Annotated in this window: 26 protein-coding genes and 1 riboswitch; of the genes, 12 read left to right on the top strand and 14 right to left on the bottom strand. The window is 66.0% G+C overall.

Annotation, left to right across the window (positions count from 1 at the left end; all coding sequences use genetic code 11):
* Positions 1 to 71: 71 nt before the first annotated feature.
* From ASE49_RS12375 to coxB, 8 genes are all read right to left on the bottom strand, one after another.
* Positions 72 to 629 carry an SURF1 family protein gene (locus ASE49_RS12375; RefSeq protein WP_056773240.1) on the bottom strand — a complete coding sequence of 186 codons (558 nt, stop codon included), beginning with the start codon at positions 627 to 629 and terminating at the stop codon, positions 72 to 74.
* Positions 629 to 1,018, bottom strand: a complete 390-nt coding sequence (locus ASE49_RS12370; RefSeq protein WP_056772823.1) for a DUF983 domain-containing protein — start codon at positions 1,016 to 1,018, stop codon at positions 629 to 631. Before ASE49_RS12370 ends, ASE49_RS12375 begins: the two co-directional genes overlap by 1 nt.
* Positions 1,018 to 1,839, bottom strand: coding sequence for a cytochrome c oxidase subunit 3 (locus ASE49_RS12365; protein ID WP_056773237.1), 822 nt, complete (start codon positions 1,837 to 1,839; stop codon positions 1,018 to 1,020). Before ASE49_RS12365 ends, ASE49_RS12370 begins: the two co-directional genes overlap by 1 nt.
* Positions 1,840 to 1,924: 85 nt before the next feature.
* A complete protein-coding gene (locus ASE49_RS12360) occupies positions 1,925 to 2,503 on the bottom strand; it encodes a cytochrome c oxidase assembly protein (protein WP_056772820.1) in 579 nt (192 codons plus the stop codon).
* Positions 2,504 to 2,509: 6 nt separating this feature from the next.
* A complete protein-coding gene (locus ASE49_RS18835) occupies positions 2,510 to 2,635 on the bottom strand; it encodes a hypothetical protein (protein WP_268778251.1) in 126 nt (41 codons plus the stop codon).
* 16 nt (positions 2,636 to 2,651) lie between these two features.
* Positions 2,652 to 3,578: a heme o synthase gene (locus tag ASE49_RS12355; RefSeq protein ID WP_056772816.1), complete on the bottom strand. Its 927-nt coding sequence runs from the start codon at positions 3,576 to 3,578 to the stop codon at positions 2,652 to 2,654.
* A gap of 98 nt (positions 3,579 to 3,676) precedes the next feature.
* Positions 3,677 to 5,368 (bottom strand): cytochrome c oxidase subunit I, encoded by a 1,692-nt coding sequence (ctaD, locus tag ASE49_RS12350; protein WP_056772814.1) that lies wholly within the window; start codon positions 5,366 to 5,368, stop codon positions 3,677 to 3,679.
* Between the two features lie 29 nt (positions 5,369 to 5,397).
* Positions 5,398 to 6,435: a cytochrome c oxidase subunit II gene (gene coxB / locus ASE49_RS12345; RefSeq protein ID WP_056773234.1), complete on the bottom strand. Its 1,038-nt coding sequence runs from the start codon at positions 6,433 to 6,435 to the stop codon at positions 5,398 to 5,400.
* 211 nt (positions 6,436 to 6,646) lie between these two features.
* Between coxB and pyrE the strand changes: the two genes are divergently transcribed.
* From pyrE to ruvX, 7 genes are read left to right on the top strand one after another with little or no spacing between them, the layout of a single operon-like run.
* Positions 6,647 to 7,231, top strand: coding sequence for an orotate phosphoribosyltransferase (gene pyrE, locus ASE49_RS12340; protein ID WP_056772810.1), 585 nt, complete (start codon positions 6,647 to 6,649; stop codon positions 7,229 to 7,231).
* A 60-nt stretch (positions 7,232 to 7,291) separates the two neighbouring features.
* Entirely contained in the window at positions 7,292 to 8,032 is a 741-nt protein-coding gene (locus tag ASE49_RS12335) for a pyridoxine 5'-phosphate synthase (protein WP_056772805.1), read from the top strand.
* Positions 8,029 to 8,454, top strand: coding sequence for a holo-ACP synthase (acpS, locus tag ASE49_RS12330; RefSeq protein WP_056772802.1), 426 nt, complete (start codon positions 8,029 to 8,031; stop codon positions 8,452 to 8,454). The genes ASE49_RS12335 and acpS overlap by 4 nt, the downstream gene beginning before the upstream one ends.
* Positions 8,451 to 9,389 carry a signal peptidase I gene (lepB, locus tag ASE49_RS12325; RefSeq protein ID WP_056772799.1) on the top strand — a complete coding sequence of 313 codons (939 nt, stop codon included), beginning with the start codon at positions 8,451 to 8,453 and terminating at the stop codon, positions 9,387 to 9,389. Before acpS ends, lepB begins: the two co-directional genes overlap by 4 nt.
* A complete protein-coding gene (locus ASE49_RS12320) occupies positions 9,389 to 10,495 on the top strand; it encodes an AI-2E family transporter (RefSeq protein WP_056772795.1) in 1,107 nt (368 codons plus the stop codon). The genes lepB and ASE49_RS12320 overlap by 1 nt, the downstream gene beginning before the upstream one ends.
* Before the next feature lie 4 nt (positions 10,496 to 10,499).
* Positions 10,500 to 11,624, top strand: coding sequence for a DUF3089 domain-containing protein (locus ASE49_RS12315; protein WP_056772790.1), 1,125 nt, complete (start codon positions 10,500 to 10,502; stop codon positions 11,622 to 11,624).
* Entirely contained in the window at positions 11,600 to 12,109 is a 510-nt protein-coding gene (gene ruvX / locus ASE49_RS12310) for a Holliday junction resolvase RuvX (protein ID WP_235522972.1), read from the top strand. Before ASE49_RS12315 ends, ruvX begins: the two co-directional genes overlap by 25 nt.
* Before the next feature lie 6 nt (positions 12,110 to 12,115).
* Here the strand turns inward: ruvX and ASE49_RS12305 are convergent, their stop codons facing one another.
* Genes ASE49_RS12305 through argH form a run of 4 tightly spaced genes read right to left on the bottom strand, consistent with a single transcriptional unit; the run spans position 12,116 to position 15,848 of the window.
* Complete coding sequence (locus ASE49_RS12305) at positions 12,116 to 12,898, bottom strand: siroheme synthase (protein WP_056772786.1); 783 nt, start codon at positions 12,896 to 12,898, stop codon at positions 12,116 to 12,118.
* Positions 12,899 to 12,905: 7 nt separating this feature from the next.
* On the bottom strand, positions 12,906 to 14,165 hold the full coding sequence (lysA, locus tag ASE49_RS12300) for a diaminopimelate decarboxylase (protein ID WP_056772782.1): 1,260 nt from the start codon (positions 14,163 to 14,165) through the stop codon (positions 12,906 to 12,908).
* Positions 14,166 to 14,172: 7 nt separating this feature from the next.
* Positions 14,173 to 14,469 carry a hypothetical protein gene (locus ASE49_RS12295; protein WP_056772778.1) on the bottom strand — a complete coding sequence of 99 codons (297 nt, stop codon included), beginning with the start codon at positions 14,467 to 14,469 and terminating at the stop codon, positions 14,173 to 14,175.
* A 5-nt stretch (positions 14,470 to 14,474) separates the two neighbouring features.
* Positions 14,475 to 15,848 carry an argininosuccinate lyase gene (gene argH, locus ASE49_RS12290; RefSeq protein WP_056772774.1) on the bottom strand — a complete coding sequence of 458 codons (1,374 nt, stop codon included), beginning with the start codon at positions 15,846 to 15,848 and terminating at the stop codon, positions 14,475 to 14,477.
* Here argH and ASE49_RS12285 point away from each other — a divergent pair.
* The gene (locus tag ASE49_RS12285; protein WP_056772769.1) at positions 15,808 to 16,467 is read left to right on the top strand and encodes a TlpA family protein disulfide reductase; all 660 of its coding nucleotides are present in this window, start codon (positions 15,808 to 15,810) and stop codon (positions 16,465 to 16,467) included. The two genes, argH and ASE49_RS12285, sit on opposite strands and share 41 nt — an antisense overlap.
* Positions 16,468 to 16,522: 55 nt before the next feature.
* Here the strand turns inward: ASE49_RS12285 and ASE49_RS12280 are convergent, their stop codons facing one another.
* Positions 16,523 to 16,906: a DUF190 domain-containing protein gene (locus ASE49_RS12280; RefSeq protein WP_056772766.1), complete on the bottom strand. Its 384-nt coding sequence runs from the start codon at positions 16,904 to 16,906 to the stop codon at positions 16,523 to 16,525.
* A 25-nt stretch (positions 16,907 to 16,931) separates the two neighbouring features.
* Positions 16,932 to 18,287 (bottom strand): voltage-gated chloride channel family protein, encoded by a 1,356-nt coding sequence (locus ASE49_RS12275; protein WP_056772760.1) that lies wholly within the window; start codon positions 18,285 to 18,287, stop codon positions 16,932 to 16,934.
* Between the two features lie 24 nt (positions 18,288 to 18,311).
* Positions 18,312 to 18,388: riboswitch (Fluoride riboswitch) on the bottom strand.
* 208 nt (positions 18,389 to 18,596) lie between these two features.
* On the opposite strand from ASE49_RS12275, the gene ASE49_RS12270 reads away from it, so the two are divergent.
* From ASE49_RS12270 to ASE49_RS12255, 4 genes are all read left to right on the top strand, one after another.
* Positions 18,597 to 18,980 (top strand): hypothetical protein, encoded by a 384-nt coding sequence (locus ASE49_RS12270; protein ID WP_235522971.1) that lies wholly within the window; start codon positions 18,597 to 18,599, stop codon positions 18,978 to 18,980.
* A 106-nt stretch (positions 18,981 to 19,086) separates the two neighbouring features.
* Entirely contained in the window at positions 19,087 to 21,396 is a 2,310-nt protein-coding gene (locus ASE49_RS12265; RefSeq protein WP_056772755.1) for a TonB-dependent receptor, read from the top strand.
* Positions 21,384 to 22,796, top strand: a complete 1,413-nt coding sequence (locus ASE49_RS12260; RefSeq protein WP_056772749.1) for a PepSY-associated TM helix domain-containing protein — start codon at positions 21,384 to 21,386, stop codon at positions 22,794 to 22,796. The genes ASE49_RS12265 and ASE49_RS12260 overlap by 13 nt, the downstream gene beginning before the upstream one ends.
* Positions 22,757 to 23,119 carry a hypothetical protein gene (locus ASE49_RS12255; protein WP_442945997.1) on the top strand — a complete coding sequence of 121 codons (363 nt, stop codon included), beginning with the start codon at positions 22,757 to 22,759 and terminating at the stop codon, positions 23,117 to 23,119. Before ASE49_RS12260 ends, ASE49_RS12255 begins: the two co-directional genes overlap by 40 nt.
* The last annotated feature ends 7 nt before the right edge of the window (positions 23,120 to 23,126 follow it).

Here is a 23,126-nt window from a genome sequence, read left to right as displayed (position 1 = left end):
AATGCGCGGTTAGCGATCAGCGCAGCAAATGAAAAGCCCCGTGCGCCCTGCGGCGCCATCGCGGACTTGCTTTAGCGGCGCTTTCGCAGCGCGATCACGTAGATCACCACTGCTGTTATCGCGAACAGGAACCACTGGATCGCGTAGGAAAAATGGTTGTTCGGGATCTCGGAAGGGTCCGGCAGCGCGTTTGCAGCCAGGCCACCCAGCGGCGGATCGGCCACCAGGCGCGGACCCGGCGCGATCGTGCCGGTGACCACGCCGCCATTCCAGTCCACTTTCGTCAGCGGGTTGACCGACCAGCCCAGCACTACCAGCGCCTTGCCCCCGCCGTCGATCAGGCACTGCGCGGTTTGCGCAACGCCGGGCTGATCGCTGGCGTTGCGCCCGGCCATGCTGCTGCGCGCGGTGACCTTGGCGCACGTCAATGTGGCGCGGCGATACAACAGATCGTTGCTAACGCCCGCAGCGCTCCACGCCACCGGAGCCGGGTTGACCCGGGCGGCGGCGAAATGCGCCAGCAGCGCTTCCTTCTCATCCAGGCGGTGCAGCTGCCACACGCCCAGCGACACCATGATCGCCACGGCCACCAGCACCAGCACGCTCGGCAGTATCGGAATGCGGCGCATCATTGGTCCTTGAAGCGGCTTTCGCCGGCCTTGCGGCGGTATTCGATGCCCAGCAGCCATGCCTTGGTAACGCGCAGTCCCGCCAGCGTCAGCCCCAGCGACAGCGGCACCCACAAGATCACGTGCACCCACCACGGCGGCGCCAAGGACAAGTGCAGCCAGATCGCCATAACCGCCACCAGCGTGCCGATGATCAGCGTCAGGAAGGCGGCCGGGCCATCACCCACGTTGAACCGTTCGAAATCCAGGTCGCAGGCACGGCAGCGCTGCGAGAAGGTGACGAGGCTAGAAAACAGCGTACGTTCACCGCACCGCGGGCAACAACCCAAAAGGGCAGCCGAAGCGGTGCCCGGCTGCCCTTTTGATGGAGACGGATCGCTATCCGTCATCAGTGCGTGGCATAGCCCCAGCCGCCCCAAACGTAGACCGAGACGAACAGGAACAGCCACACCACGTCAACGAAGTGCCAGTACCATGCCGCAGCTTCGAAGCCGAAGTGCTGGCGCGGCGTGAAATCACCCTTATACGCGCGCACCAGGCACACGATCAGCATGATGGTGCCGACGATGACGTGGAACCCGTGGAAGCCCGTGGCCATGTAGAAGGCCGAGCCATAGGTGTTGCCGCCAAAGCCGAACGGGGCGTGCAGATACTCATACCCCTGGATGAACGAGAAGAACACGCCCAGCAGGATCGTGGCCCACAGGCCCTTCTTCAGGCCATCACGGTCGCCATGGATCAGCGAATGGTGTGCCCAGGTGACGGTAGTGCCCGAACACAGCAGGATCAGGGTGTTGAGCAGCGGCAGGGCGAACGGGTCCATGACCGCTTCGATCGCCTTGGGCGGCCACTGCCCGCCAACCACTTCGGCCAGCTTGGAGGGGAACAGCGAGAAATCGAAGAATGCCCAGAACCAGCCGACGAAGAACATCACCTCGGAGGCGATGAACAGGATCATGCCGTAGCGCTGGTGCAATTGCACGACCGGAGTGTGATCGCCGGCATGGCCTTCGTTGACGATCTTCGAAAACCACATGAACATCGAGGCGAGCAGCAGCGCCATGCCGAGCCAGGGCACGAACGCGCCGCCTGGCATCTTGTGCATGAACAGCACCATGCCGGTCGTGAAAGTGAAGGCGCCCAAAGTCGTCGCCAGCGGCGCGATGTCCGGTGGAAGGATGTGGTAATCGTGGTTCTTGGTCCCTGCCATGCTGCCTTCGTCCCCGTTCATCCGATCTTGTCGTGCCGCCCGCTGCCCCAGGGCTGTTCTCAGGCAGACGGCTCCCGCCAAGGCCTTAACCGCCTGATTGTTGCGGGTCCAGTGCCTTTGCATCAGCGGCGCTGATCGCGTTTACATGAAATGTGTAGCTCAAGGTGATCTGCTGCACATCCTTGTTGTCCGGGTCCGTGAGGATCGCCGGATCGATGTAATAAATCACCGGCATGCGCGCCTCCTCACCGGGCTTCAAGGTCTGCTGGGTGAAGCAGAAGCACTGGATCTTGTTGAAGTAGCGCGCCGCCTGTTCCGGCTCGACGTTGAAGCTGGCAGTCCCGGTCACCGTCTTGTCCGAGGTGTTCTTGGCCCAGAACAGCGCCATGTCGCGCACGCCGATAGATACGGTATCGGTGCGCTGCAGCGGCTTGAACTGCCAGGGCATGCCGCGTTCGACATTGGCGTCGAACCGGATGGAGATGGTGCGCCCGCTGTCCTGCACGGTGGCAGCCTGCGCCTCGTCCACCCGGCGGGTCGTCCCGTCATAGCCGGTCGCCTCGCAGAAGATGCGGTACAGCGGCACCGAGGCGAAACCCAGCCCCAGCATGGTCAGCGCCACGGCCGCTGCGGTCATCGCCGTCTTGCGGTTGGAACGCGCCATGTCCGTTCAACCCATCTTGGCGATGGATATGAAGAACACCAGAATCACGAACGCGCCCAATCCCAGCCCCAGCACGCGGTTGCGGCTGCGGCGGATCTGTTCGATCGTGCGGGGCTTGGGCGTATTGGTCATTGCGGCAAACTTCCGGTCAAAGCGGCACGAAGCGGTCGACCACCAGCGCGCCAAACAAGGCAAACAGATATAGTACGGAGTACGCGAAAAGCTGCTTTTCCGGCTTCATCATATCGTCCGGCCCGCTACGTTCGCGCAGGCCCACGCGGGCGGAAAGCGCAAGAAAGACGCTGGAGAGGACCAGCGCCGAAATGCCATAGATCGGCCCGGTATGCTCATCCCCCGGCAGCCACCAGGGCAACGCGCTCAACGGCAGGAGCAGCACCGCGTAGGCCAGGATCTGCCGGCGGGTGGAGCGTTCGCCCTTCACTACCGGCATCATCGGGATACCGACCTTGGCGTATTCGGTCTTCACGAAGAGCGCCAGCGCCCAGAAGTGCGGGGGCGTCCAGATGAAGATGATAGCGAACAACACCACCGGCATCGCCGAGATATGCCCGGTTGCTGCAATCCAGCCGATCAGCGGCGGGAACGCGCCCGCGCCGCCGCCGATCACGATGTTCTGCGGCGTGCGCGGCTTGAGCCAGATGGTATAGACGACGGCATAATAGACGATCGACACGGCCAGGATCGCGGCGGCCAGCCAGCTGATCGCAAAGCCCATCAGGAAGATCGAGGCCGCGCATAGAATGCCGGCAAAATCACGCGCGGTGGTGCGATCTAGTCGGCCTTGCGGCAGCGGGCGCTGCGCGGTGCGCTTCATGCCGGCATCGATGTCCGCTTCCCACCACTGGTTGAGAGCGGCGGCCCCGCCCGCACCCATGGCGATGCACAGGATGGCGGTGAAGCCCAGCGTAGGGTGAATATGCGCGGGCGCTGCCAGCAGTCCGCACAAGCCGGTGAAGATCACCAGGCTCATCACCCGCGGCTTGGTCAGCGCGAAAAGATCGCGCCAGTCAGCGGGCTGGGTAGCGGCGATGGTATCGGGACTGGAAACATTCATGGCCGGTTGCCCATACACCTCACATAGCCGTCAGGCGAGGGCTCGCGGCCCGTTTCATCCACGCGCCGCCCGCATCAGGGATACGGGCGGCGGCGCGATCAGTGGTGAACCGTCTCGTCGATGACGGGAAGGGTTTCGAACTGGTGGTACGGCGGCGGGCTGGACAGCGTCCATTCCAGCGTCGTCGCGCCTTCGCCCCAATAGTTGGCCGGAGCTTTCTTGCCGGCGGTGAACGCGTAGATGATGTTGACGAACCACACCACCATGCTGGCCGACATCACCATGTAGCCCACAGTGGCGAAGTGGTTCCAGTAGGTGAACGCTTCCGCATAGTCCGGATAGCGGCGCGGCATGCCCTGCAACCCGAGGAAGTGCATCGGGAAGAAAATCATGTTCACGCCGACGAAGAAGATCCAGAAGTGGACGTGGGCGAGAAATTCGGAGTGCATCCGCCCGCTCATCTTGGGGAACCAATAGTAGAACCCGGCGAACAGCGCGGTCACTGCGCCCAGCGATAGCACGTAGTGGAAGTGCGCCACGACGTAATAGGTATCGTGCAGCACGTCGTCCACGCCGCCGTTCGCCAGCACCACGCCGGTGACGCCGCCCACGGTGAACAGGAAGATGAAGCCGATCGCCCAGACCATCGGGCTCTTGAACTCGATCGAGCCGCCCCACATCGTGGCGATCCACGAGAAGATCTTCACGCCGGTAGGCACCGCGATCACCATCGTGGCGGCGGTGAAGTACATCTTGGTATTCACCGAAAGGCCGGTGGCATACATGTGGTGCGCCCACACGATGAAGCCCACCACGCCGATCGCGACCATCGCGTAGGCCATGCCCAGATAACCGAACACCGGCTTCTTCGAGAAGGTGGAGACGATCTGCGAGATGATGCCGAAGCCGGGCAGGATCATGATGTAGACTTCGGGGTGGCCGAAGAACCAGAACAAGTGCTGGTACAGCACCGGATCACCGCCGCCCGATGCATCGAAGAAAGTGGTGCCGAAGTTACGGTCGGTCAGCAGCATGGTGATGGCGGCGGCCAGGACCGGCAGCGCCAGCAGCAGCAGGAACGCGGTGACCAGCACCGACCACACGAACAGCGGCATCTTGTGGATGGTCATCCCCGGTGCGCGCATGTTGAAGATGGTGGTAATGAAGTTGATCGCGCCCATGATCGAGCCGGCACCGGCAAGGTGCAGCGCGAAAATGCCGAAGTCCACCGCCGGACCAACCGAGCCGCTGGTCGACAGCGGCGCATAGACCGTCCAGCCGGTGCCTGCGCCCATGCCGGTGCCGCCGGGCACGAAAGGCGAGCACATCAGCGAGCAGAAGCCTGCCACGGTGAGCCAGAACGAGATGTTGTTCATGCGCGGGAAGGCCATGTCCGGCGCACCGATCATGATCGGGACGAACCAGTTGCCGAAACCGCCGATGATGGCAGGCATGACCATGAAGAACACCATGATCAGGCCATGCGCCGTGATCAGCACGTTCCACATGTGCAAGGTGGCGTTGAAGTCGGTCGGGTTATCGCCCACCATCTTGGCGAAGAAGCCCAGATACTGGATGCCCGGCTGCGCCAGCTCGGCACGCATGATGCCCGAAATGGCACCGCCCACCACCCCCGCGAAAATCGCGAAGATAAGGTACATCGTGCCGATGTCCTTGTGGTTGGTGGACATGAACCAGCGCGCGAAGAACGCGGGCTTGTGTTCGTGATCGTGGCCATGATGGCCGTGGTCTTCCGTGTGCGCCTGGAAGTGGTCAGCGGTGGTTGCCATGTTCGGGACCCTGTCCTCTTGTATCGCTATTATTCGGCTTCGGCGGACGCTTCGCCAGCCGGCGCCGCAGAGGCATCGGTGGCGGGAGCGGCAGGAGCCGCAGCGGCGGTGGCGGCTACCGGCTTCTTCTTGCCATCGATCAGGCCGCCCGCATGGGTGAGGACCCAGGCGTTGTATTTATCGCGCGGCAGCGCTTCCACGGCGATCGGCATGTAGCCGTGCTTGGCGCCGCACAGTTCGGAACACTGGCCGTAATAGACGCCCGGCTTTTCGACGAACAGGACGCGCTCGTTGATGCGCCCGGGCACGGCGTCCAACTTGAACCAGAGCGAAGGCACCGCGAACGAGTGGATGACGTCAGCCGCCGTGATCTGCAGGCGGATCGGTTCCCCCGCCGGCACCACCATGCGGTTGTCCACCTCAAGGTGCGAAGGACCGTCCCACGGGCGCGTGCCCACTTCGCGGATGCCGTTGTTGATGGTGGGCTGCCCGGGGATGTTCAGCATGTTCGAGATCACCTCGAAGTCGCCGTTGTCCGGGTAGCCATACGTCCAGAACCACTGGTTGCCGGTGATCTTGATCGTCAGCGCGCTTTCAGGCGCAGGCTTGTACTGCTTGGCGATGAGGTCAATCGAGGGGACCGCGATGGCGATCAGCACCAGCACCGGCAGCAGCGTCCAGGCCACTTCAAGCGCGGTGTTGTGGCTGGTCTTGGATGCCACCGGATTGGCCCGGCGATTGAAGCGCACCGCGATGATCACCAGCAGCGCCAGCACGAACAGGCAGATCAGGCCGATGATCCACAGCAGGCCATGATGCAGCCACGCGCCGTATTCGCCGGTGGGGGAGAACTGCTTCTGCAGGCCGATACCGCCATCCACGGGCATGCCGATACCCGGCGTCGGCTTCATGGGGGTGTAGCTGCCCGCCGCCGGTGCCGCTGCGGCGGTCGCCTGCGCGAACGCCGGTGTCGCCCCGACCACGAGCGCGACGAACGCGCCCGTCATGGCCGATCCCAGAACCTTGGCCGCGTGCCCCGCGCCGGAAGAAATCTTGCCCGCTGTCATGGTTTCTTGCGCTTCCACTTCCTTCGAACGCGCCGACGATCAACAAAACCGCCGCCCGCGCACCCCTGTTTGGCGGCGTTTTCGCCCCCTTTGGGCCGGGCTATACGCGTGCTTGCCGCACGTCTCAAGCGCCTCTAGGGAAATTTTGACGCAAAGGCGCTTCGCTAGGGGCGAGACGACCGGCAAAACGCATGTAAGGTATGCCACGCAAATGCTTGAAGAAGAGGTCCTCGCCGAGTTCCGTGCCAGCAAGGCCCTGCTGGAAGGGCACTTCCTGCTCTCCTCAGGGCGGCACAGCGCCCACTATCTGCAGTGCGCGCGCGTGCTGATGAACCCGGACCGGGCAGCGCGCCTGGCAGTGTCGCTGGCCGCAAAGCTGCCGCACGATATTCGCAAGCAGATCACCAAGGTCGTCTCTCCGGCGATGGGTGGGGTCATCATCGGCCAGGAAATGGGCCGCGCGTTGCAGGTGGACGCGATGTTCGTGGAACGCCCGACCGGCACGTTCGAACTGCGGCGTGGCTTCACGCTGGACCCGTCCGACAAAGTACTGATGGTGGAGGACGTGGTGACCACCGGCCTGTCAAGCCGGGAGGCGATCAAGGCGATCGAAGAGGCCGGTGCCACGGTGATCGCCGCCGCTGCGCTGGTGGACCGCACCGCCGGCGCGGTGGACCTGGGGGTCCCGTTCTTCCCACTGGTGGCGCTGAACTTTCCGACATTTGCGCCCGACGCTGTTCCGGCCGACCTGGCCGCGACGCCCGCCATCAAGCCGGGCAGCCGCGCGCAGGCCTGACGGCCCGCCACTCCCGATCGATCCGTACCCTCACGAGCCCACTCCAACCCCGGTGAATGGATGAACGTGCTGAACCCTGCCCGCCTGCGCCTTGGCGTCAACATCGATCACGTGGCGACGATTCGCAACGCGCGCGGCGGGGCGCACCCCGATCCGGCGCGCGCGGCGCAGATCGTGGCGCAGGCCGGCGGCGATGGCATAACCGTGCACTTGCGCGAGGATCGCCGCCACATCCGGGACGAGGATCTGCAACGCGTTGCCGACTCCACCGGCCTGCCGATCAACCTGGAAATGGCCGCGACCGACGAGATGCTGGAGATCGCCCTGCGCCATCGCCCCCACGCCGCCTGCATCGTGCCGGAACGGCGGGAGGAGCGCACGACGGAAGGCGGGCTGGATGCCGCCGGGCAGCACAACCGACTCGCACCCATCGTGTCGCGCCTGCGCGATGCCGGTATCCGCGTCAGCCTGTTCGTGGCCCCGGACCCGCGCCAGATCGAGGCGGCGATGAAGCTGGGCGCACCCGTGGTGGAATTTCACACCGGCGAATATGCCCATGCGCAAGGCGAGGCCGTGGCACACGAGTTGCGCCGGATCGTCGATATGGCGGCGCTGGCGGCCAAGAACGGCATCGAGCCGCATGCCGGCCATGGCCTGACGTATGAGAACGTGCAGCCGATCGCCGCCATCCCGCAGCTGGCCGAGCTTAACATCGGCCACTACCTGATCGGCGAGGCGATCTTCACCGGGCTGGAAGCCAGCGTGCAACGCATGCGCGCGCTGATGGACGAAGTGCGGTGATCATCGGACTGGGCTCTGACCTGTGCAATATCGAGCGTATCGCCAGTTCGCTCGACCGGTTCGGCGAGCGTTTCCTGGCGCGCGTTTTCACCGATTTGGAGCGCGCCAAGGCGGCGCGCCGCCCGCACACCATCGCCGGCACGCTGGCCAAGCGCTTCGCCGCCAAGGAGGCCTTCTCCAAGGCGGTGGGGACCGGTTTCAAGGCCGGCGTGTTCATGAAGGACATCGGCGTCGTCAACGCCCCATCGGGCGCGCCGACCCTCGCACTCACCGGCGGCGCCAAAGCCCGGCTTGACGCGATGATCCCCGCCGGCCACGAGGCCGTGGTTCACCTGACGCTCACCGACGACCACCCATGGGCGCAGGCCTTCGTCATCATCGAAGCGCGCCCGCTTCCCCATTCCCGACCCGAGATTGCATGACCGAGCAGACTGCGGCGCCGCCTGCGCCTGCGCCTTCAACGGATCGCCACGCCGCCCGCGCGCCGCGCCCCACCAACTGGCTGCACGAAGTGCGCGGGCTGCTGGTGATGCTGATGGGCGTGCTGGCGTTCCACTCGCTGGTAGCCAAGCCGTTCTACATCCCTTCGATTTCGATGATGCCCGGACTGCTGGTGGGGGACCGGCTGGTGGTGTCCAAGTACCCGTACGGCTGGAACTGGTCGTCGCTGAGCTTTCACCTGCTGCCACGCTCCAACACCCGGATCCTGGGCAGCACACCGCAGTATGGCGATGTGGTGATCGTGGTGCCCGGCAACCGCAAGGCGGACCTCATCAAGCGGGTCGTCGCCCGGCCCGGTGACCGGATCGCGGTGATCGACGGGCGTATCCGGCTGAACGGACGCTTCATCCCGCGCACCGTCGAGCCACCGGTGCAGATACCCGCAGACGATGCGCTGACCTGTGAAGGGCAGGAACCGGGGCACTGCTACGACGGATTCGAGCAGTTTCGCGTGCGGCTTGCCAGCGGACGGGAAGTTTACGAGCTGCCGACCTACCGTGAAACCCTGCCCAATGGTGCGAGTTATCAGGTAATCGATTATATCGATCAGCCGCTCGATCACTTTTCGGAGATTACCGTGCCTGCAGGTCATGTCTTCCTCATGGGCGATGATCGCGACCGTTCTGCGGACAGTCGCGCGCCATTCACGGTGAATTATCGCGGCGAAGCGGAAGGCGGGCTTGGCGGGCCGGTGCCGCTGTCCGACATCGGCGGACGGGCTGAATTCATCACTTTCTCACTGGACGGCTCTCAAGGCTGGAACCCGCTGAGCTGGTGGCACGCCTTGCGCCCCGGCCGGGCCTTCACCAGCCTGCGCCCGCGCATGGATCCTGCTCCTGCAAAGGCGACACGCTGATGTCATCCACCCACGGCGATAGCCACAAGGCCGACGACACCGCACACCTGGGCGCAGGGCCGACCGATATCAGCGATCCGCTGGTACGATACGAAGCGCGCAAGGCGTTCGTTTGGATCGGCATGGCGGCGCTGCTCGCGCTGGTCGTGTTTCTCTCGCAATCGCTGCTGGTGATCTTCGGCGGCATCGTGCTGGCGGCGTTGATCGACGGCGGAGCCCGGCTGATCGGGCGGGTATTGCCGATCGGGCGCAGCTGGCGCGTGGCGCTGGTGCTGCTGTCCGCGTTGCTGTTCGTATTTTGGCTGGGTAAGTTCGCCGGTAGCCAGATCACCCAGCAGGCTGCCGAACTTCCCGCCACGATCGAAAGCCAGTTCCACCGCGCGCTCGGCTGGTTGCAGCAGCACGGCATGGACGTGAAAGTTGGCGACGTGCGCTCGATCGCCAAGGATGCGATGGGTGGCATCGGCCAGGTCACCGCCGCACTGGGCGGCCTGTTCGGCGCGTTGACCACGCTGTTCCTGATCCTGGTGCTGGGCATCTACATGGCGATGGAGCCGCTGTTGTATCGCCGCGGCGTGGGCTGGATGCTGCCGCTGGCGCGGCGCGACCGTTTCGAGGCGACCTCGCAGGTCATGGGCCAGGCCCTGCGCCGGCTGTTGTTCGGCCGGGTGATCGGCATGACGGTGGAAGGCGTGTTCACCTGGGCGATGCTGCAGTTCTACGGCGTGCCGATGGCCGCCTTGCTGGGGCTGATCACCGGTCTGCTCGCGTTCCTGCCGAATATCGGTGCGCCGATTTCGGGCGCGATCATGGTGCTGGTCGGCTTTTCGGTGAGCAGCCAGATGGGGCTGTACACGATCGGCGTCTACGCCATCATCCACCTGATCGACGGTTACCTGATCGCGCCGTTCATTGCGCGCAAGACGGTGGACCTGCCCCCCGCGCTGGTGCTGGCCGCGCAGCTGATCATGGGGGTCCTCTTCGGTATCCTCGGGCTGGCGCTGGCCGATCCGCTGGTCGCCATGATCAAGATCTGGCTGGAACGCGAAGCGGCCTACAACAATGGCGAGCCGGTTGAGCAGATAACCGACATCAAGATTAGCTAACCGCGTGGCGCGCAAGTTCCTGTACCTGATCGCCGGCGTCACGATCCTGCTGCTGGCACTGCTGCTGGCGCTGCGCATCTGGTCCGAAGACCTGACCGAGATGGCCTTCGTGCCGAATGTCTCGTTCGCGCGGCAAAACGCGCTGCCACCTCAGGCATGGGAAAACACCGCCATGTGGGTCTCGCGGCCCGGCTTGAAAAACGATCCAGCGGCGTGGTTGCCGCCCGGCGTCAAACCGGCGGCGCGCAAGCTGCCGGTTGCCGTGTTCTTCGTGCACCCCACCAGCTACATCGCCAGGGACGCCTGGAACGCCTCGCTGCAGGACGCCATCAGCCGCGACCGCGCGGACCTGTTCGTGCAGGCGATGGCGAGCCCTTTCAACGATGCCGAGGCGATCTGGGCGCCGCGCTATCGCCAGGCGGCTGTCGGCGCGTTCCTCACCGGCAAGCCGGAAGCCACCGAAGCGATCGATCTGGCCTATGGCGATGTGCTGGCAGCGTTCGACATATTCACGCGTCATCTGCGCCCTGGCCAGCCGATCGCGCTTGCCGGTCACAGCCAGGGCGCGTTCCTGCTGCGCCGCCTGCTGCGGGACCGTGTGGCGGGAACCCCGCTGGCGGACCAGGTCGTAGGCGCATGGGTAATCGGCTGGCCGGTATCGCTGGCGCATGATCTACCGAAGATGGGCCTGCCCGCCTGCACACGTCCCGATCAGGCCGGCTGCGTGGCAAGCTGGCTGACGGTGGCGGACCCAGCTGACACGCAGATGCTGGAAAAGGCCTACGCGCGCCGCACCGGGCTGGATGGCCGGTCCGTGGCCGCAAGCCCGTTTTTGTGCACCAACCCGCTCACCGGCCGGCAGGGCGGCAACGCAGATGCCAGCGCCAACCTAGGCACGCTGGTACCCGACTTTGCGGCCCGCACCGGCACCATCGCCCCCGGCATCGTCCCGGCGGCGTGCGGCAGCGACGGGTTTTTGCACATCGGCCCGCCGCCCAAGCTTGACCTTGGCCCTTACGTGCTTCCCGGAAACAATTACCACCTGTATGACATCGCGCTGTTCTGGGCCAACCTGAGGGCCGATTTCGAGAGGCGGGCCGCAGCGTGGCAGGCGAAGACCAAATCGTAATAACCACCAGCGCGCTCGATTTCCGCGCAGCCTTGCCAGACGCGGGACCGCTGCTGGGGCTGGACCTTGGCACGCAGACCATCGGCACCGCGTTTTGCGATGCGGGCTGGCGGTTCGCGTCGCCGGGCCACACTATAAAGCGCAGTAAGTTTGGGGCCGACAAGGTGCTGATGGAAGGCCTGATCCGCGAACGTGCGATCAAGGGCATCGTCATCGGCCTGCCGCTCAACATGGATGGATCGCAAGGGCCGCGCGCGCAATCCAGCCGGGCCTATGCCCGCAACCTTGGGGTGCTGGGCCTGCCGATCCTGCTGTGGGACGAGCGCTGGTCCACCGCCGGAGCCGAGCGCGGGTTGATTGATCAGGACATGAGCCGCGCCAAGCGCGCGACGCGGATCGATTCGGCGGCAGCAGCGGTGATCCTGCAAGGCGCGATCGACGCGCTGGCCGGTGGTCTTTCGCGTGAGCTGATGCCCCAGCGCTGACCGGCGTCAGGGTGCTGCCCGGATGATCACCGTCAAGCGTCCGTCCGGCGCGATGGTGCTGCCCATCATCAGGCGCACCGCATCGGCACGGGCGCGATCGAGCACGGTGCCGGGCACCCGCGCTTCGTGCATCACCACATCGGCGGTGCCCAGCCACCGCGCTTCACGCACCGTCAGGTCATCAGGATCATTGCTGCGCAAGCCGATTTCGAACACCCCGGCTTCGGCGGCGGGCGCACCATCCAACCAGCGTGCGACTGCATCCGGCGCCTGATCCGTCAGCGGATCAAGCGCGCCGCCGGCCCCCAGCGCCGCATCAAGCGCACGCCGCCGTGCGCTAGCTTCTGGAAAGCGCTGGCGCAGCGCCGGGCGCGCCGCAGACAAGGCCCGTGCTAGCGCGCCCAGCGATGCCGGCAGCAGCGCTTCCAACCGCAGCCGCACCTGCTTGGCAAGGCCGGCCGACGCGCCCCCCGTGCCGATCGCCAGCAGCACCGGCGAACGGTCAAGGATCGAGGGCACCGTGAAATCGCATAGCGCCGGGCGGTCCGTGGCGTTCACCAGTAGGCCCGCCGCGCGCGCCCGCGCCACGTCAGCCTCGGCCAGCGCGGCATCCTCATGCACCACGAACGCCAGCCGCGCGCCCTGCGCCACCCCGGCATCCAGATCGCCGATGATGATCCCGCCGGCCCGTTCCACCAGCCGCCGCTTGGCGTCTGCGCCCTCGCCTTCGCCCAGCACGATGACGGGGCGTCCCGCGATCCGGTGAAACAGGGGAAGCGCGGCGATCATGGCGCGGTCAGTCCAGCCAGTCCGGCACCTGTTCCGCAGCCAGGATCGCGGCGGGTTCGATGCGGTTGGCCACGATCGCCCACTTGTCCCCGTCCACCATCACTTCGGGCACCAGCGCGCGGCTGTTGTACGTATTGGCCATCGTCGCGCCATACGCGCCCGCCGTGCGGAACACGGCCAGATCGCCGGCCTGCACCGCATCGATCGTGCGTGCCATCGCGAAAGTGTCGGAGCTTTCGCAGATCGGCCCGACGATGTTGGCTTCGATCATGTCGCCGGTCGGCTGGACGGCGGCGAAATCATGCCAGGCATCGTACATCGCAGGGCGCGCAAGATCGTTCATCGCCGCATCCACCACCACCCAGGGCCGGGCGCTGCCCTGCTTGACGCGCACGACCTGCGTAACCAGCACGCCGGCGTTCCCGGTGATGACGCGCCCCGGCTCGAACATCACCGTAGCGTCCCAGTCCTTCGCCACCTCAGCCACCATAGCGCCGTAGTCCGCAGGAGTTGGCAACATGTCGCCCGCCTTGTATGGCACGCCCAGTCCGCCGCCCAGGTCCATGTGGGTGACCCGCTGGCCCTGTTCGCGCAAGCCCGCCATCAGCGCGCCCATCTTCACGAACGCCTGCCGCGATGGCTCCAAGTCGGTGATCTGGCTGCCGATGTGAACCGCCAGCCCCCGCAGGTTCAAGCCCGGCAAAGCGGACAGTCGCGTGTAGATCGCGCCCGCCACGTCATACGCCACGCCGAACTTGTTTTCCGCCTTGCCGGTAGAAATCTTGGCGTGCGTGCCGGCATCCACGTCGGGATTGACCCGCAGGGTGCAGGTGGCAACAACGCCCATGGACGCGGCGATTTGCGCAAGCTCGACGCCCTCTTCCTCGCTTTCGAGGTTGAATTGGCCGATCCCTGCCTTCAGCGCCGCCGCCAGCTCCCTGGCGGTCTTGCCCACGCCGGAAAACACCACGTCGCCCGGCGCCATGCCCGCCGCCAGCGCGCGGTTCATCTCGCCCTCGGACACCACGTCCGCGCCGTAGCCTTCCTTGGCCAGCAGGCGCAGCACGGCCAGGTTGGGGTTGGATTTCACCGCGAAGGCGATGTGCACTTTCGGCAGCGCGGCCAACGCTTGGCGAAAGACCTGCGCGTGGCGTGACAGAGTGGCGCGCGAATAGACGTACACCGGCGTGCCCACCGCGCGGGCGATGTCAGGCAGCGGCACGTGTTCGGCGTTCATCGCGCCGCCAATAATCTGGAAATGATCCATGAAAAACCTACTGCGGGTTGGCGGGCTGAGGGTCGGCGGGCTGGGCCGCTTCGGGGGGCGGCAGATCGAACGGATCGTCCGCGCGCGGTTCGGACCGGGTGCGCAGTTCAACGCTGCGCTCCGGGATGGCGATAGTGGGGGTTGCCAGCAGTTCCTCGGCCTTGGGCTTGTCGGCCCGGCCGTAGGGCGCAGGTGGCAACTGCTGCCCCGGTTTGAGCGCCAGCGCCGCCCGCTGCCCGCACGCGGCCAGCAGCGCCAGCATGGCAAGGACGGCGGCCTTCTTCACTCGGGCACTCATGCGCATGCGTTCTACTCCAGACCCAGCGCCGCGCGGGCATCGGCCACGCGCAGTCGTACCTGCTTGGGGGCGGTGCCGCCATGCGAATTGCGCGCAGCCACCGACGCCTCCACCGACAGCGCGGTGAATACGCGCGCGTCGATGCGGCTGTCGATGGCCTTGAGATCATCGAGCGGCAGCGCATCGAGCGCCACCCCCCGCTGCTCGGCCAGCTTTACCGCAGCGCCGGTAATGTGATGCGCCTCGCGGAACGGCACGTCGCCTTCACGCACCAGCCAGTCAGCCAGATCGGTCGCGGTGGCAAAACCCAGTTCGGCGGCGGCGCGCATCCGGGGGGTGCGAAACGTGGTTTCCGCAACCATCCCGGTCATCGCCGCGATCGACAGTGCGAGCAGGCTGGCCGCCTCGAACACGGGGGGCTTATCGTCCTGCATGTCCTTGGAATAGGCCAGCGGCAGGCCCTTCATCGTCATCATCAGGGACATCAGGCAGCCGGAAATGCGCCCCGCATGGCCGCGCACCAGTTCGGCGGCGTCTGGGTTCTTCTTTTGCGGCATGATCGAACTGCCGGTGGACAGCGCATCGGGCAGCGTGACAAAGCCAAACGGCTGGCTGGCCCAGATGATGAACTCCTCCGCCAGCCGCGACAGATGCAGCGCACACTGACTGGCCGCCATCAGGTAATCGAGCGCGAAATCGCGGTCGGACACCGAATCGAGGCTGTTCGCGGTCGGCCCGTCGAAGCCCAGCGCCTGCGCGGTCATGTCGCGGTCGATCGGAAAGCCGGTGCCGGCCAGCGCGGCGGCGCCCAGCGGGCTGCGGTTCATCCGCTTGCGCGCATCGGCAAAGCGCGAACGATCGCGCCCGATCATCTCGTAATAGGCCATCAGGTGGTGGCCCAGGGTTACCGGCTGCGCGGTCTGCAGGTGGGTGAAGCCGGGCATTATGGCGTCGGCATGTTCGCCCGCGCGGGTGACGAGCGCCACCTGCAGCGCCTGCAGGCCCGCCTGCGCCTGGTCCATCGCGTCTCGCACCCATAGCCGGAAATCGGTGGCCACCTGGTCGTTGCGCGAGCGTGCGGTGTGCAGCCGCCCCGCGACCGGGCCGATACGTTCGGCCAGCCGCGATTCGGTGGTCATGTGGATGTCTTCGAGATCCCAGTCCTCGGGCACGCCGCTGGCCTCGTACTCCGCCGCGACCGCGTCCAGCCCGTCACGGATCGTCACCGCATCGGCGCTCGCCACGATGCCGCACGCGCCCAGCATCGCGACATGCGCCTTGCTGGCCGCGATGTCCTGACGCCACAATGCCTTGTCGAAGGGGATCGAGGCGTTTATCTCGCGCATGATCGCCGACGGTCCTTCGGCGAACCGTCCGCCCCACATCTGGTTGGAGCCTTCCGCTTTGCTATCTGCCCGCTCGCTCAAGTCGCTGTTCCTGTGTTCGCTTGCCGGGGCCAGCGCCCTCGCCATTTCCGGCTGCGATAGTAAAGGCGGGAAGGACGCGCAACCGCAGCCTTCCGAGAAGGCGCAGGCCGGCCCCGGCCAGCCGCCCGAAGCCGCCGGCAAGCTGGACCGTTCGCACAAGGGCGAGGCGATGCCCGTCGTCAGCCTGGTGGACAATACCGGCGAAAGCCTCGACCTCACCTCGTTCAAGGGCAAGCCGCTGCTGATCAACCTGTGGGCTACATGGTGCGCGCCGTGCATCGCCGAAATGCCCACGCTCAACGCGCTGGCGGGCCGCGAACCCGGCATCGGGGCCGTGATCCTGCCGATCTCGCAGGACATGGGCCAGGCCGGCAAAGTGGTGGAAATCCTGCGCCGCCGCAAGCTGGACCATATCGAACCCTGGATCGACGAGCAGGGCGACCTGGGCTTCCAGTACGGCGGCAATCTGCCGGTCACCGTGCTGTTCGACAGCCAGGGCAAGGAAGTGTGGCGCTACACCGGCGGCAACGACTGGACCAGCCCGACCGCGCTTAAGCTGATCGCCGAGGCGAAGTAAGGGGGCAGGGCCGGCGGGCTAGGTATCTTCGGCTAAGGCTGAGGTGTCGGCAGCATCATGGACTGTCTCGGGATGTGACCGACCAGCGCTCCAACTGCTTGTAGACGATCACCTTGTCGGCCAGCAGGTCGCCGTGTCGCCGGCAGAACAGGTCGAGCTGGTCGCGCTCGCCTACGAGTTCGACACAGATCGTCAGGTGCGGATCGGCTATTTCCGCTCCGTGTTCGCGGATCGGGCCGTGGTTGCTGAATCCGTAATGGGTATGCTGCGCAACGGCATTGATGATCCCGTCCGCTTTCGCCGTCTGGATCAACGCGCGGTAGAGCGGCCTAGCCCCCCACAGCGTGCGCAGGCTGCGCTGACCGATCCGGTCGGACGGCTTCATGTAGATGCGCAGCATGCCGATTTCGCGATGCTGGACGGTGAAACGATCGGGCATGGGCAGACCTTCGATTGGTGGGAGATCAAGAGCGCGGACGACGCGCAGCGCGATGCGCCCGCGCCTCGCGAAGGGTCGCGTTCGGGGTAAGACCCGTCGCCGGCACCTTCGGCACGGCCACGCGCTGCGACAGGTAGATGCCGTTATGACCGGAACACAGGTAGGCGACGAAGCAGGCCACCGCGATCGGCACGGCATAAGTAGCTCCGAACAGCTCGATGCCCATGAAGGTGCAAGCGAGCGGTGTATTGGCAGCGCCTGCGAACAGCGCGACGAAGCCGATCGCAGCAAACACGCCGGTCGGCACGCCGAGCATGGGGGCGAGCGCATTGCCAAGCGCCGCGCCGATGAAGAACAGCGGCGTGACCTCGCCGCCCTTGAAGCCGGCGCTGAGCGTGACGACGGTGAACAGCAGCTTGAGCGCCCAGCTCCACGGATGCGTGTCGGGACCGAAGAAGCTGAAGATGGTCAGGCCCTCTGGTGTCGCCGCCAGTGTGCCGAGGCCGAGATAGTCGCGCGTGCCGAACAGGTAGACGAGCGCGATGACAGCCACGCCCCCGATGACCGGGCGCAGTGGACCATAGGGTACGATCCGCTTGAGCCATCCGCCGAGCGCGTGATTGGCTTCCGCAAAGACGAGGCCGACCAACCCGCACGCAACCCCGGCGATGCCGGCCTTGGCCACAAGTAGCGGATCGACCGGCACCAGTTCCCCGATGCGATAGACGCCGTGATGAATGCCCCATGCGAGGCACGTCCAGTCGCCGACCAGCGCCGCGAGCAGGCACGGCACCAGCGCGCGATATTCGACACGTCCGATCGCCAGCACCTCCAGCGCGAACACCGCGCCCGCGATCGGTGTGCCGAACACCGCACCGAAACCGGCGGCAATACCCGTCATCAGCAGGACGCGCGTACCTTCGGCATCGAGCTTCAGCAGGCGACCGAAGCCGCTGGCAAGGCTGCCGCCCAACTGGACGGCAGTGCCTTCCCGCCCGGCCGAACCGCCGAACAGATGCGTTACCACCGTGCCGAAGAAAATCAGTGGTGCCATCCGCAACGGCACGCCGCCGCCCGGTTCGTGGATTTGCTCGACAATGAGGTTGTTGCCGCCCTCCACCGAACGGCCGGTCAGATGGTACAGCAATCCGACCACGAAGCCCCCCACTGGCAGCAGGTAGAGCAGCCAGGGCAATGCGAACCGCAGGCGTGTGACCGCATCCAGGCTCCATAGAAACGCAGCACACAACGTCCCGATGAGTGCGGCCATCGGCACCAGGATCAGCGCCCAGCGCATGACCGACACAGCATGATCGTGGCGATTGCGGACAAACGCCGCGACGTTCAGTTCGGCGATGAGATTGTGAAAGGTAGCGCGCATAATTCCCCCTTTGCTGCCTTGCGGCGCCAAGTAGGAATCATCGGCCCTTGCGAGGGCGGTTCGGCCAAATAGCCCGGCGGAAATCCATCACCGTGGTGCGGCATATGTGCGTTAGGCGTTCAGCCGTCAACGGTATGATTAAAGCGCACAAATTCTGCATCGCGCCGGGAACGGCGGCAAATGCGGCCACGTCCACGATGGCCGGCGAAAGTTGCCGCCCCGACCCACCATCGAGGCACCACACGTTTGCCCGTGACAGCGCCGGTGCGCGCCGCTAACGGTTGCTGCGTGGGGATCATGCGGCACTTCTTGCGGGACCGTCCGGCGCTGGCAGCACTGCTGCTGGGCGCGGCGTTGTGCCTGAAGATCTTCGTGCCGGTCGGCTACATGCCGGCAGCGCCCGATACCGGCCTCATCGTCGCGCTGTGTTCCGGCGCGACGCCCGCCGGCGCTACGATCACCATCGCCGTGCCCAAAAAACCCGGCGGGCAAGAGCACGGCGCCAGCACGGCGGATCACCCGTGCGCCTTCGCGCCGCTTTGCGCCGCCATGACCGGCGCGGACCTTGCCCCGCTGGTGCTGGCCGCGCTGGTCTTTGTGTTTGTGGCGGCCATTGCCCGCACGCCGCTGGCACTGCCAGCCCCTGCAAAGCGCAGCCGCCCGCCCAGCCACGCGCCGCCTCGCTTCACCTGAACCCGACGCAATTGCCGTGCAGCACCATGCTGCGCGGAAATTTTGATCTCTGCCCCGACCGGTTCCCTTAGCGAGCCAGCGGGCATTTTCAGGTGAGATAACCTTCATGCTTCGTATCCTGCTCGCGCTTGGCGCGGCGCCGCTTGCCCTGTTCCCGCTCCACGCCCTTGCCGCCGACGCTGACGCGGCTGCCGATGGGGCTGACGCGCCGCCGGGTGATACCATCCTCGTCGTCGGCCAGAGCGAGAAGGCGATCAGGCTCGATGCACGCGGCCTGTCCGTCAGCCTGGGCGACGAACAGTTCGCCGGCGTGAACGCGCGCAACGTCGAGGATCTGATGAAGTACGCGCCCGACTTTTTCGTTCGCACCCGCTATGCCGGCGATTCCAACGGCGTGCCCGGTTTTCGCGGCACCCATTCCACGCAAAGCGCCCGGTCGCTGGTGATGGTGGACGGGTTCACGGTGTCCAACTTCCTGGGCAACTCGTTCGCCTATGCGCCCAAGTGGGGTGTCGTCGGCCCCGGCGAAGTGGACCAGTTCGACGTGGTCTACGGCCCGTATTCGGCGCGCTACGCCGGCAATTCCATGGGCGGCGTGGTCAACATCACCACCCGCTCGCCGGAGAAGACCGAGGCCTTCGCCACCGTCCAGGCGATGGCGCAGCCCTACGACCAGTTCGGTACGCAGGACACGTATTATGGCTATTCCGCCGAGGCCGGGTTCGGCTTTCGCCAGAAGGACGGCCCCTGGTCGCTGCGGGTATCGGGCCGGCATTTCCGCAATACCGGCCATCCGATGATGTTCTATGGGCTGAATCCTTCCACCAGCACGGGCGCAACGCCGGTGACCGGCGCGGTGATCGATCCCCGCCAGGCGATGGCCGGCGCGCCCGGCACCACCACCAATCCGTTCTTCGCGGCGCAAAGCCCGGCCAAGGTCACGCAGGATCAGGCCAAGCTGCGCGTGGGGTACGACGGTGCATCGGGTGTCACCGGCGAGTTCCTGCTGGCCTACTGGCACAATCTGGACAGCCAGACCGCGCCGGACTGCTACCTGCAGGACGCCGCCGGCAACACGGTTTGCAACGGACCCGTCGCCCTGAACGGGAAGGTCTATACCGCCAGCGGGGCCAACTGGTCGCGCACGCTGCGTGACGAAGTGCTGGGCGGCCTCAAGCTGGCGGCCCCGCTGTCCGATACGGTGACCGCAAAGGCCAGCGTATCGACATACCAGATCACGCGGTCGGATGCTTTCACCTCCACCGGCTACGACAACGGACGCAGCGACGGTGCCGGCACGCTGGCGCGGCAAGGCCCCACATGGTGGTGGACGGGCGATGTCTCGCTGGAAGCGCGGCTGGGCAGTGTCGAACTGTCCGGTGGGGGCGCGGCCAACATCTACAAGACGGACCTTACCAACTACGCCTTGCCAAGCTGGCGCAGCGACGATGCCGCCAGCTTTTCCACCCGCACTTTCGGCAAGACCCGAAACCTGGCGGCGTGGGCCGAACTGCGTGTACCGCTTGACCCGGTAACCGTGACACTGGGCGCGCGTTACGAGGACTGGCGTGCGTTCGACGGCGGGCTTGCGCGCATTGGCACAGGCGGCGTGATGGTCACCAACCGCTATGGCGCGCGCCACGCCACCGGCTTCCAGCCCAAGGCCTCATTGGAATGGACGGTCGATCCCGATACCCGCGTGCAGCTCAGCCTTGCCAAGGCCACCCGCTTTCCCACGGTGGGCGAACTGTTCCAGGGCAGCCTCAACGGCGATGGCAGCTTCAACGCGAACAGCTTCGATCCCAATCTCGCGCCGGAGCGTTCGACCGACGCCAACCTCCTCGTCGCGCGGCAGGTGGGCCGGGTGAAGCTCACCGCGTCCGCTTTCTGGCAGCGGGTGCGCAACACCATCTTTTCCTTCACCGGCTTCAACCAGAACGGGGTGACCACCTCGAACTTCAAGAATATCGACTTGACCCGCCAGTACGGTTTCGAGCTGATCGCGGAGGCGCGCGACCTGCTGGTGCCCGGCCTCAGCGTGGATGCCAACGCGGCCTGGATCGATGCGATCACGGTGCGCAACGATGCCGCCCCCACCGCCGATGGCGTGCAGTTCCCCCGCATCCCGCGCTGGCGGCTGAACGGCAACGTGCGCTACCGGATCAGCCCGCCAGTCCTACTCTCGCTGGGCGTGCGTTACGCCAGCCGCCCGAACACCGACCTGTTCGGGCTGCAGCGCGGGGATACGTATGGCTATACGTCTGAACTGTTTGCGCTGGACGCCAAAGTCAGCTGGAACGTGACGGAGCAGTTGCGCCTGAGCGCGGGCGTGGACAACATCACCAACGACCGGGCCTGGGTCTATCACCCCTACCCACAGCGCAGCTTCCTGGTGGAAGCAGGATGGACGCTATGACCGAGGCCCGCACCGAACGCTGGTATCGCGCGGTATGGCGCTGGCACTTTTATGCCGGGCTGTTCTGCATTCCGTTCGTGCTGTGGCTGTCCGTCACCGGCGGGATCTATCTGTTCAAGCCGCAGATCGAGGACGCGCTGTATGCGCCTTATCGCGGCGTTGCGACGGCGCTAGCGCCGCGCCTGGCGCCAGACGCGATCGCCGCACAGGCCGTGGCCGCGGTGCCCGGATCGGCGCTTCACGCCTATGTCCTGCCGCAACAACCGAACGATGCGGTGCAAGTGCTGGTCGGCAACGGGGCCCGGGAGGTGCGGGTCTGGGTGCATCCGCAGACCGGCACGGTGCTGCATAAGGTGCCGGAGGAGGACCGCCTGATGCGCGTGGTGTTTCGCCTGCACGGCGAACTGCTGGCGGGCAATTTCGGCTCGGCGCTGGTGGAGATGGCAGCGTGCTGGACGCTGGTGATGCTGCTGACCGGCCTGTTCCTGTGGTGGCCGCGCGGCGCCGGCAAGCTGGCCGGCGTCATCTATCCGCGCCTGCGCCAGGGGCGTGCGGCGCTTTGGCGTGATTTGCATGCGGTGACCGGCCTGTGGATCAGCATCGGCGCGCTGTTCCTCATCGCCTCCGGCCTGCCTTGGGCGAACGCCTGGGGCGCATGGCTGCGCGATGTGCGCACGGTTACCGGCACCGCCGACGGCCCGCAGGACTGGTCCGCCGGGTCGCGCGCCGACAGCGCGCGCCGCGCACAAGCGGACGCGGCCATGCGCGGCGCAATGGCCGGGCACATGGACCATGCCGGCATGGCGGACATGCCCGCTGCGATGCCGATGGTCGCCCCGGCCCCGGCCGCGCTCGATGCGGTGGTGGGAACCGCGCAAACCCTGCATTTTGCCGCGCCCGTGCAGATCAGCCCGCCCACCGCGCCCGGCGGCGCGTGGCAGGTCAGCAGCCAGGCGGAAAACCGTCCGAAGCGCGACAGCGCGCAGGTGGCCGGCGACGGCACCGTAGTGGGCATTCGCCGCTTTGCCGACCGTCACTGGATCGACCGGGCGGTGGGCTACGGCGTGGCCATCCATGAAGGCGCATGGGCAGGCCTTGCGAACCAGCTGGTCAATCTCACCGTGCTGATCGGGCTCGTGCTGCTGTGCGTGTCGAGCGTGATCCTGTGGTGGCGCCGACGTCCCCAAGGCGCGCTGGGTGCCCCACGCGCGCTGGCGCCGCTGCGCCATTCCTGGATGGTGGTGGCCGCAGTCATCGTCCTGGCGCTGGCGATGCCGCTTTTCGGCGTGTCACTGGCCTTGGTGGTGCTGGCCGAAGCGGCTGTTGGCCGCCTGGCACCAGCGGCGCATTACTGGATGGGGTGGCGCAGGATCAAAACAACCGGGAGCAGATCGCCGTGATGTATTTCGAGCACATCGTCCTTGCCGTCATCGTGCAGGTCGTCATCGCGCGCGCCACCGGGAACTGGTGGGCCGGGGCGGGGATCGCCTCGGCCTATTTCATCGGGCGGGAGGTGGCGCAGGCGGAATACCGCTGGATCGAGATGTTCGGCCATGGTCTGCGCGCCAACATGCCCTGGTGGGGGCCGTTCGACCTGAGGGTCTGGCCCAAGCTGGACCAGTGGGTGGATTGGCTGGGGCCGCTATGCGCGACATTGCTGCTTGCGGGGTGCATGCGCCGCTTTGCTGCACATGGCGCAACAAAAAAGCCCGGTGCCTCATGATGAGGAA

The sequence above is a fragment of the Novosphingobium sp. Leaf2 genome, assembly GCF_001421325.1.
Taxonomy (GTDB): Bacteria; Pseudomonadota; Alphaproteobacteria; order Sphingomonadales; family Sphingomonadaceae; genus Novosphingobium.
This window is presented reverse-complemented; position numbering and strand designations above follow the sequence as displayed.

Excerpts from the sequence above, each read along its gene's own strand:
- ASE49_RS12260 (WP_056772749.1), top strand. The coding sequence starts at position 21,384 with ATGGACGCTATGACCGAGGCCCGCACCGAACGCTGGTATCGCGCGGTA.
- pyrE (WP_056772810.1), top strand. The coding sequence starts at position 6,647 with ATGCTTGAAGAAGAGGTCCTCGCCGAGTTCCGTGCCAGCAAGGCCCTG.
- ASE49_RS12295 (WP_056772778.1), bottom strand. The coding sequence starts at position 14,469 with ATGCGCATGAGTGCCCGAGTGAAGAAGGCCGCCGTCCTTGCCATGCTG.
- ASE49_RS18835 (WP_268778251.1), bottom strand. The coding sequence starts at position 2,635 with ATGACCAATACGCCCAAGCCCCGCACGATCGAACAGATCCGCCGCAGC.
- lysA (WP_056772782.1), bottom strand. The coding sequence starts at position 14,165 with ATGGATCATTTCCAGATTATTGGCGGCGCGATGAACGCCGAACACGTG.
- ctaD (WP_056772814.1), bottom strand. The coding sequence starts at position 5,368 with ATGGCAACCACCGCTGACCACTTCCAGGCGCACACGGAAGACCACGGC.
- argH (WP_056772774.1), bottom strand. The coding sequence starts at position 15,848 with ATGTGGGGCGGACGGTTCGCCGAAGGACCGTCGGCGATCATGCGCGAG.
- ASE49_RS12280 (WP_056772766.1), bottom strand. The coding sequence starts at position 16,906 with ATGCCCGATCGTTTCACCGTCCAGCATCGCGAAATCGGCATGCTGCGC.
- ASE49_RS12285 (WP_056772769.1), top strand. The coding sequence starts at position 15,808 with ATGATCGCCGACGGTCCTTCGGCGAACCGTCCGCCCCACATCTGGTTG.
- ASE49_RS12365 (WP_056773237.1), bottom strand. The coding sequence starts at position 1,839 with ATGGCAGGGACCAAGAACCACGATTACCACATCCTTCCACCGGACATC.
- ASE49_RS12360 (WP_056772820.1), bottom strand. The coding sequence starts at position 2,503 with ATGGCGCGTTCCAACCGCAAGACGGCGATGACCGCAGCGGCCGTGGCG.
- ASE49_RS12375 (WP_056773240.1), bottom strand. The coding sequence starts at position 629 with ATGCGCCGCATTCCGATACTGCCGAGCGTGCTGGTGCTGGTGGCCGTG.
- ASE49_RS12265 (WP_056772755.1), top strand. The coding sequence starts at position 19,087 with ATGCTTCGTATCCTGCTCGCGCTTGGCGCGGCGCCGCTTGCCCTGTTC.
- ASE49_RS12370 (WP_056772823.1), bottom strand. The coding sequence starts at position 1,018 with ATGACGGATAGCGATCCGTCTCCATCAAAAGGGCAGCCGGGCACCGCT.
- ASE49_RS12335 (WP_056772805.1), top strand. The coding sequence starts at position 7,292 with ATGAACGTGCTGAACCCTGCCCGCCTGCGCCTTGGCGTCAACATCGAT.
- ASE49_RS12305 (WP_056772786.1), bottom strand. The coding sequence starts at position 12,898 with ATGATCGCCGCGCTTCCCCTGTTTCACCGGATCGCGGGACGCCCCGTC.
- ASE49_RS12355 (WP_056772816.1), bottom strand. The coding sequence starts at position 3,578 with ATGAATGTTTCCAGTCCCGATACCATCGCCGCTACCCAGCCCGCTGAC.
- ASE49_RS12275 (WP_056772760.1), bottom strand. The coding sequence starts at position 18,287 with ATGCGCGCTACCTTTCACAATCTCATCGCCGAACTGAACGTCGCGGCG.
- ASE49_RS12320 (WP_056772795.1), top strand. The coding sequence starts at position 9,389 with ATGTCATCCACCCACGGCGATAGCCACAAGGCCGACGACACCGCACAC.
- coxB (WP_056773234.1), bottom strand. The coding sequence starts at position 6,435 with ATGACAGCGGGCAAGATTTCTTCCGGCGCGGGGCACGCGGCCAAGGTT.
- lepB (WP_056772799.1), top strand. The coding sequence starts at position 8,451 with ATGACCGAGCAGACTGCGGCGCCGCCTGCGCCTGCGCCTTCAACGGAT.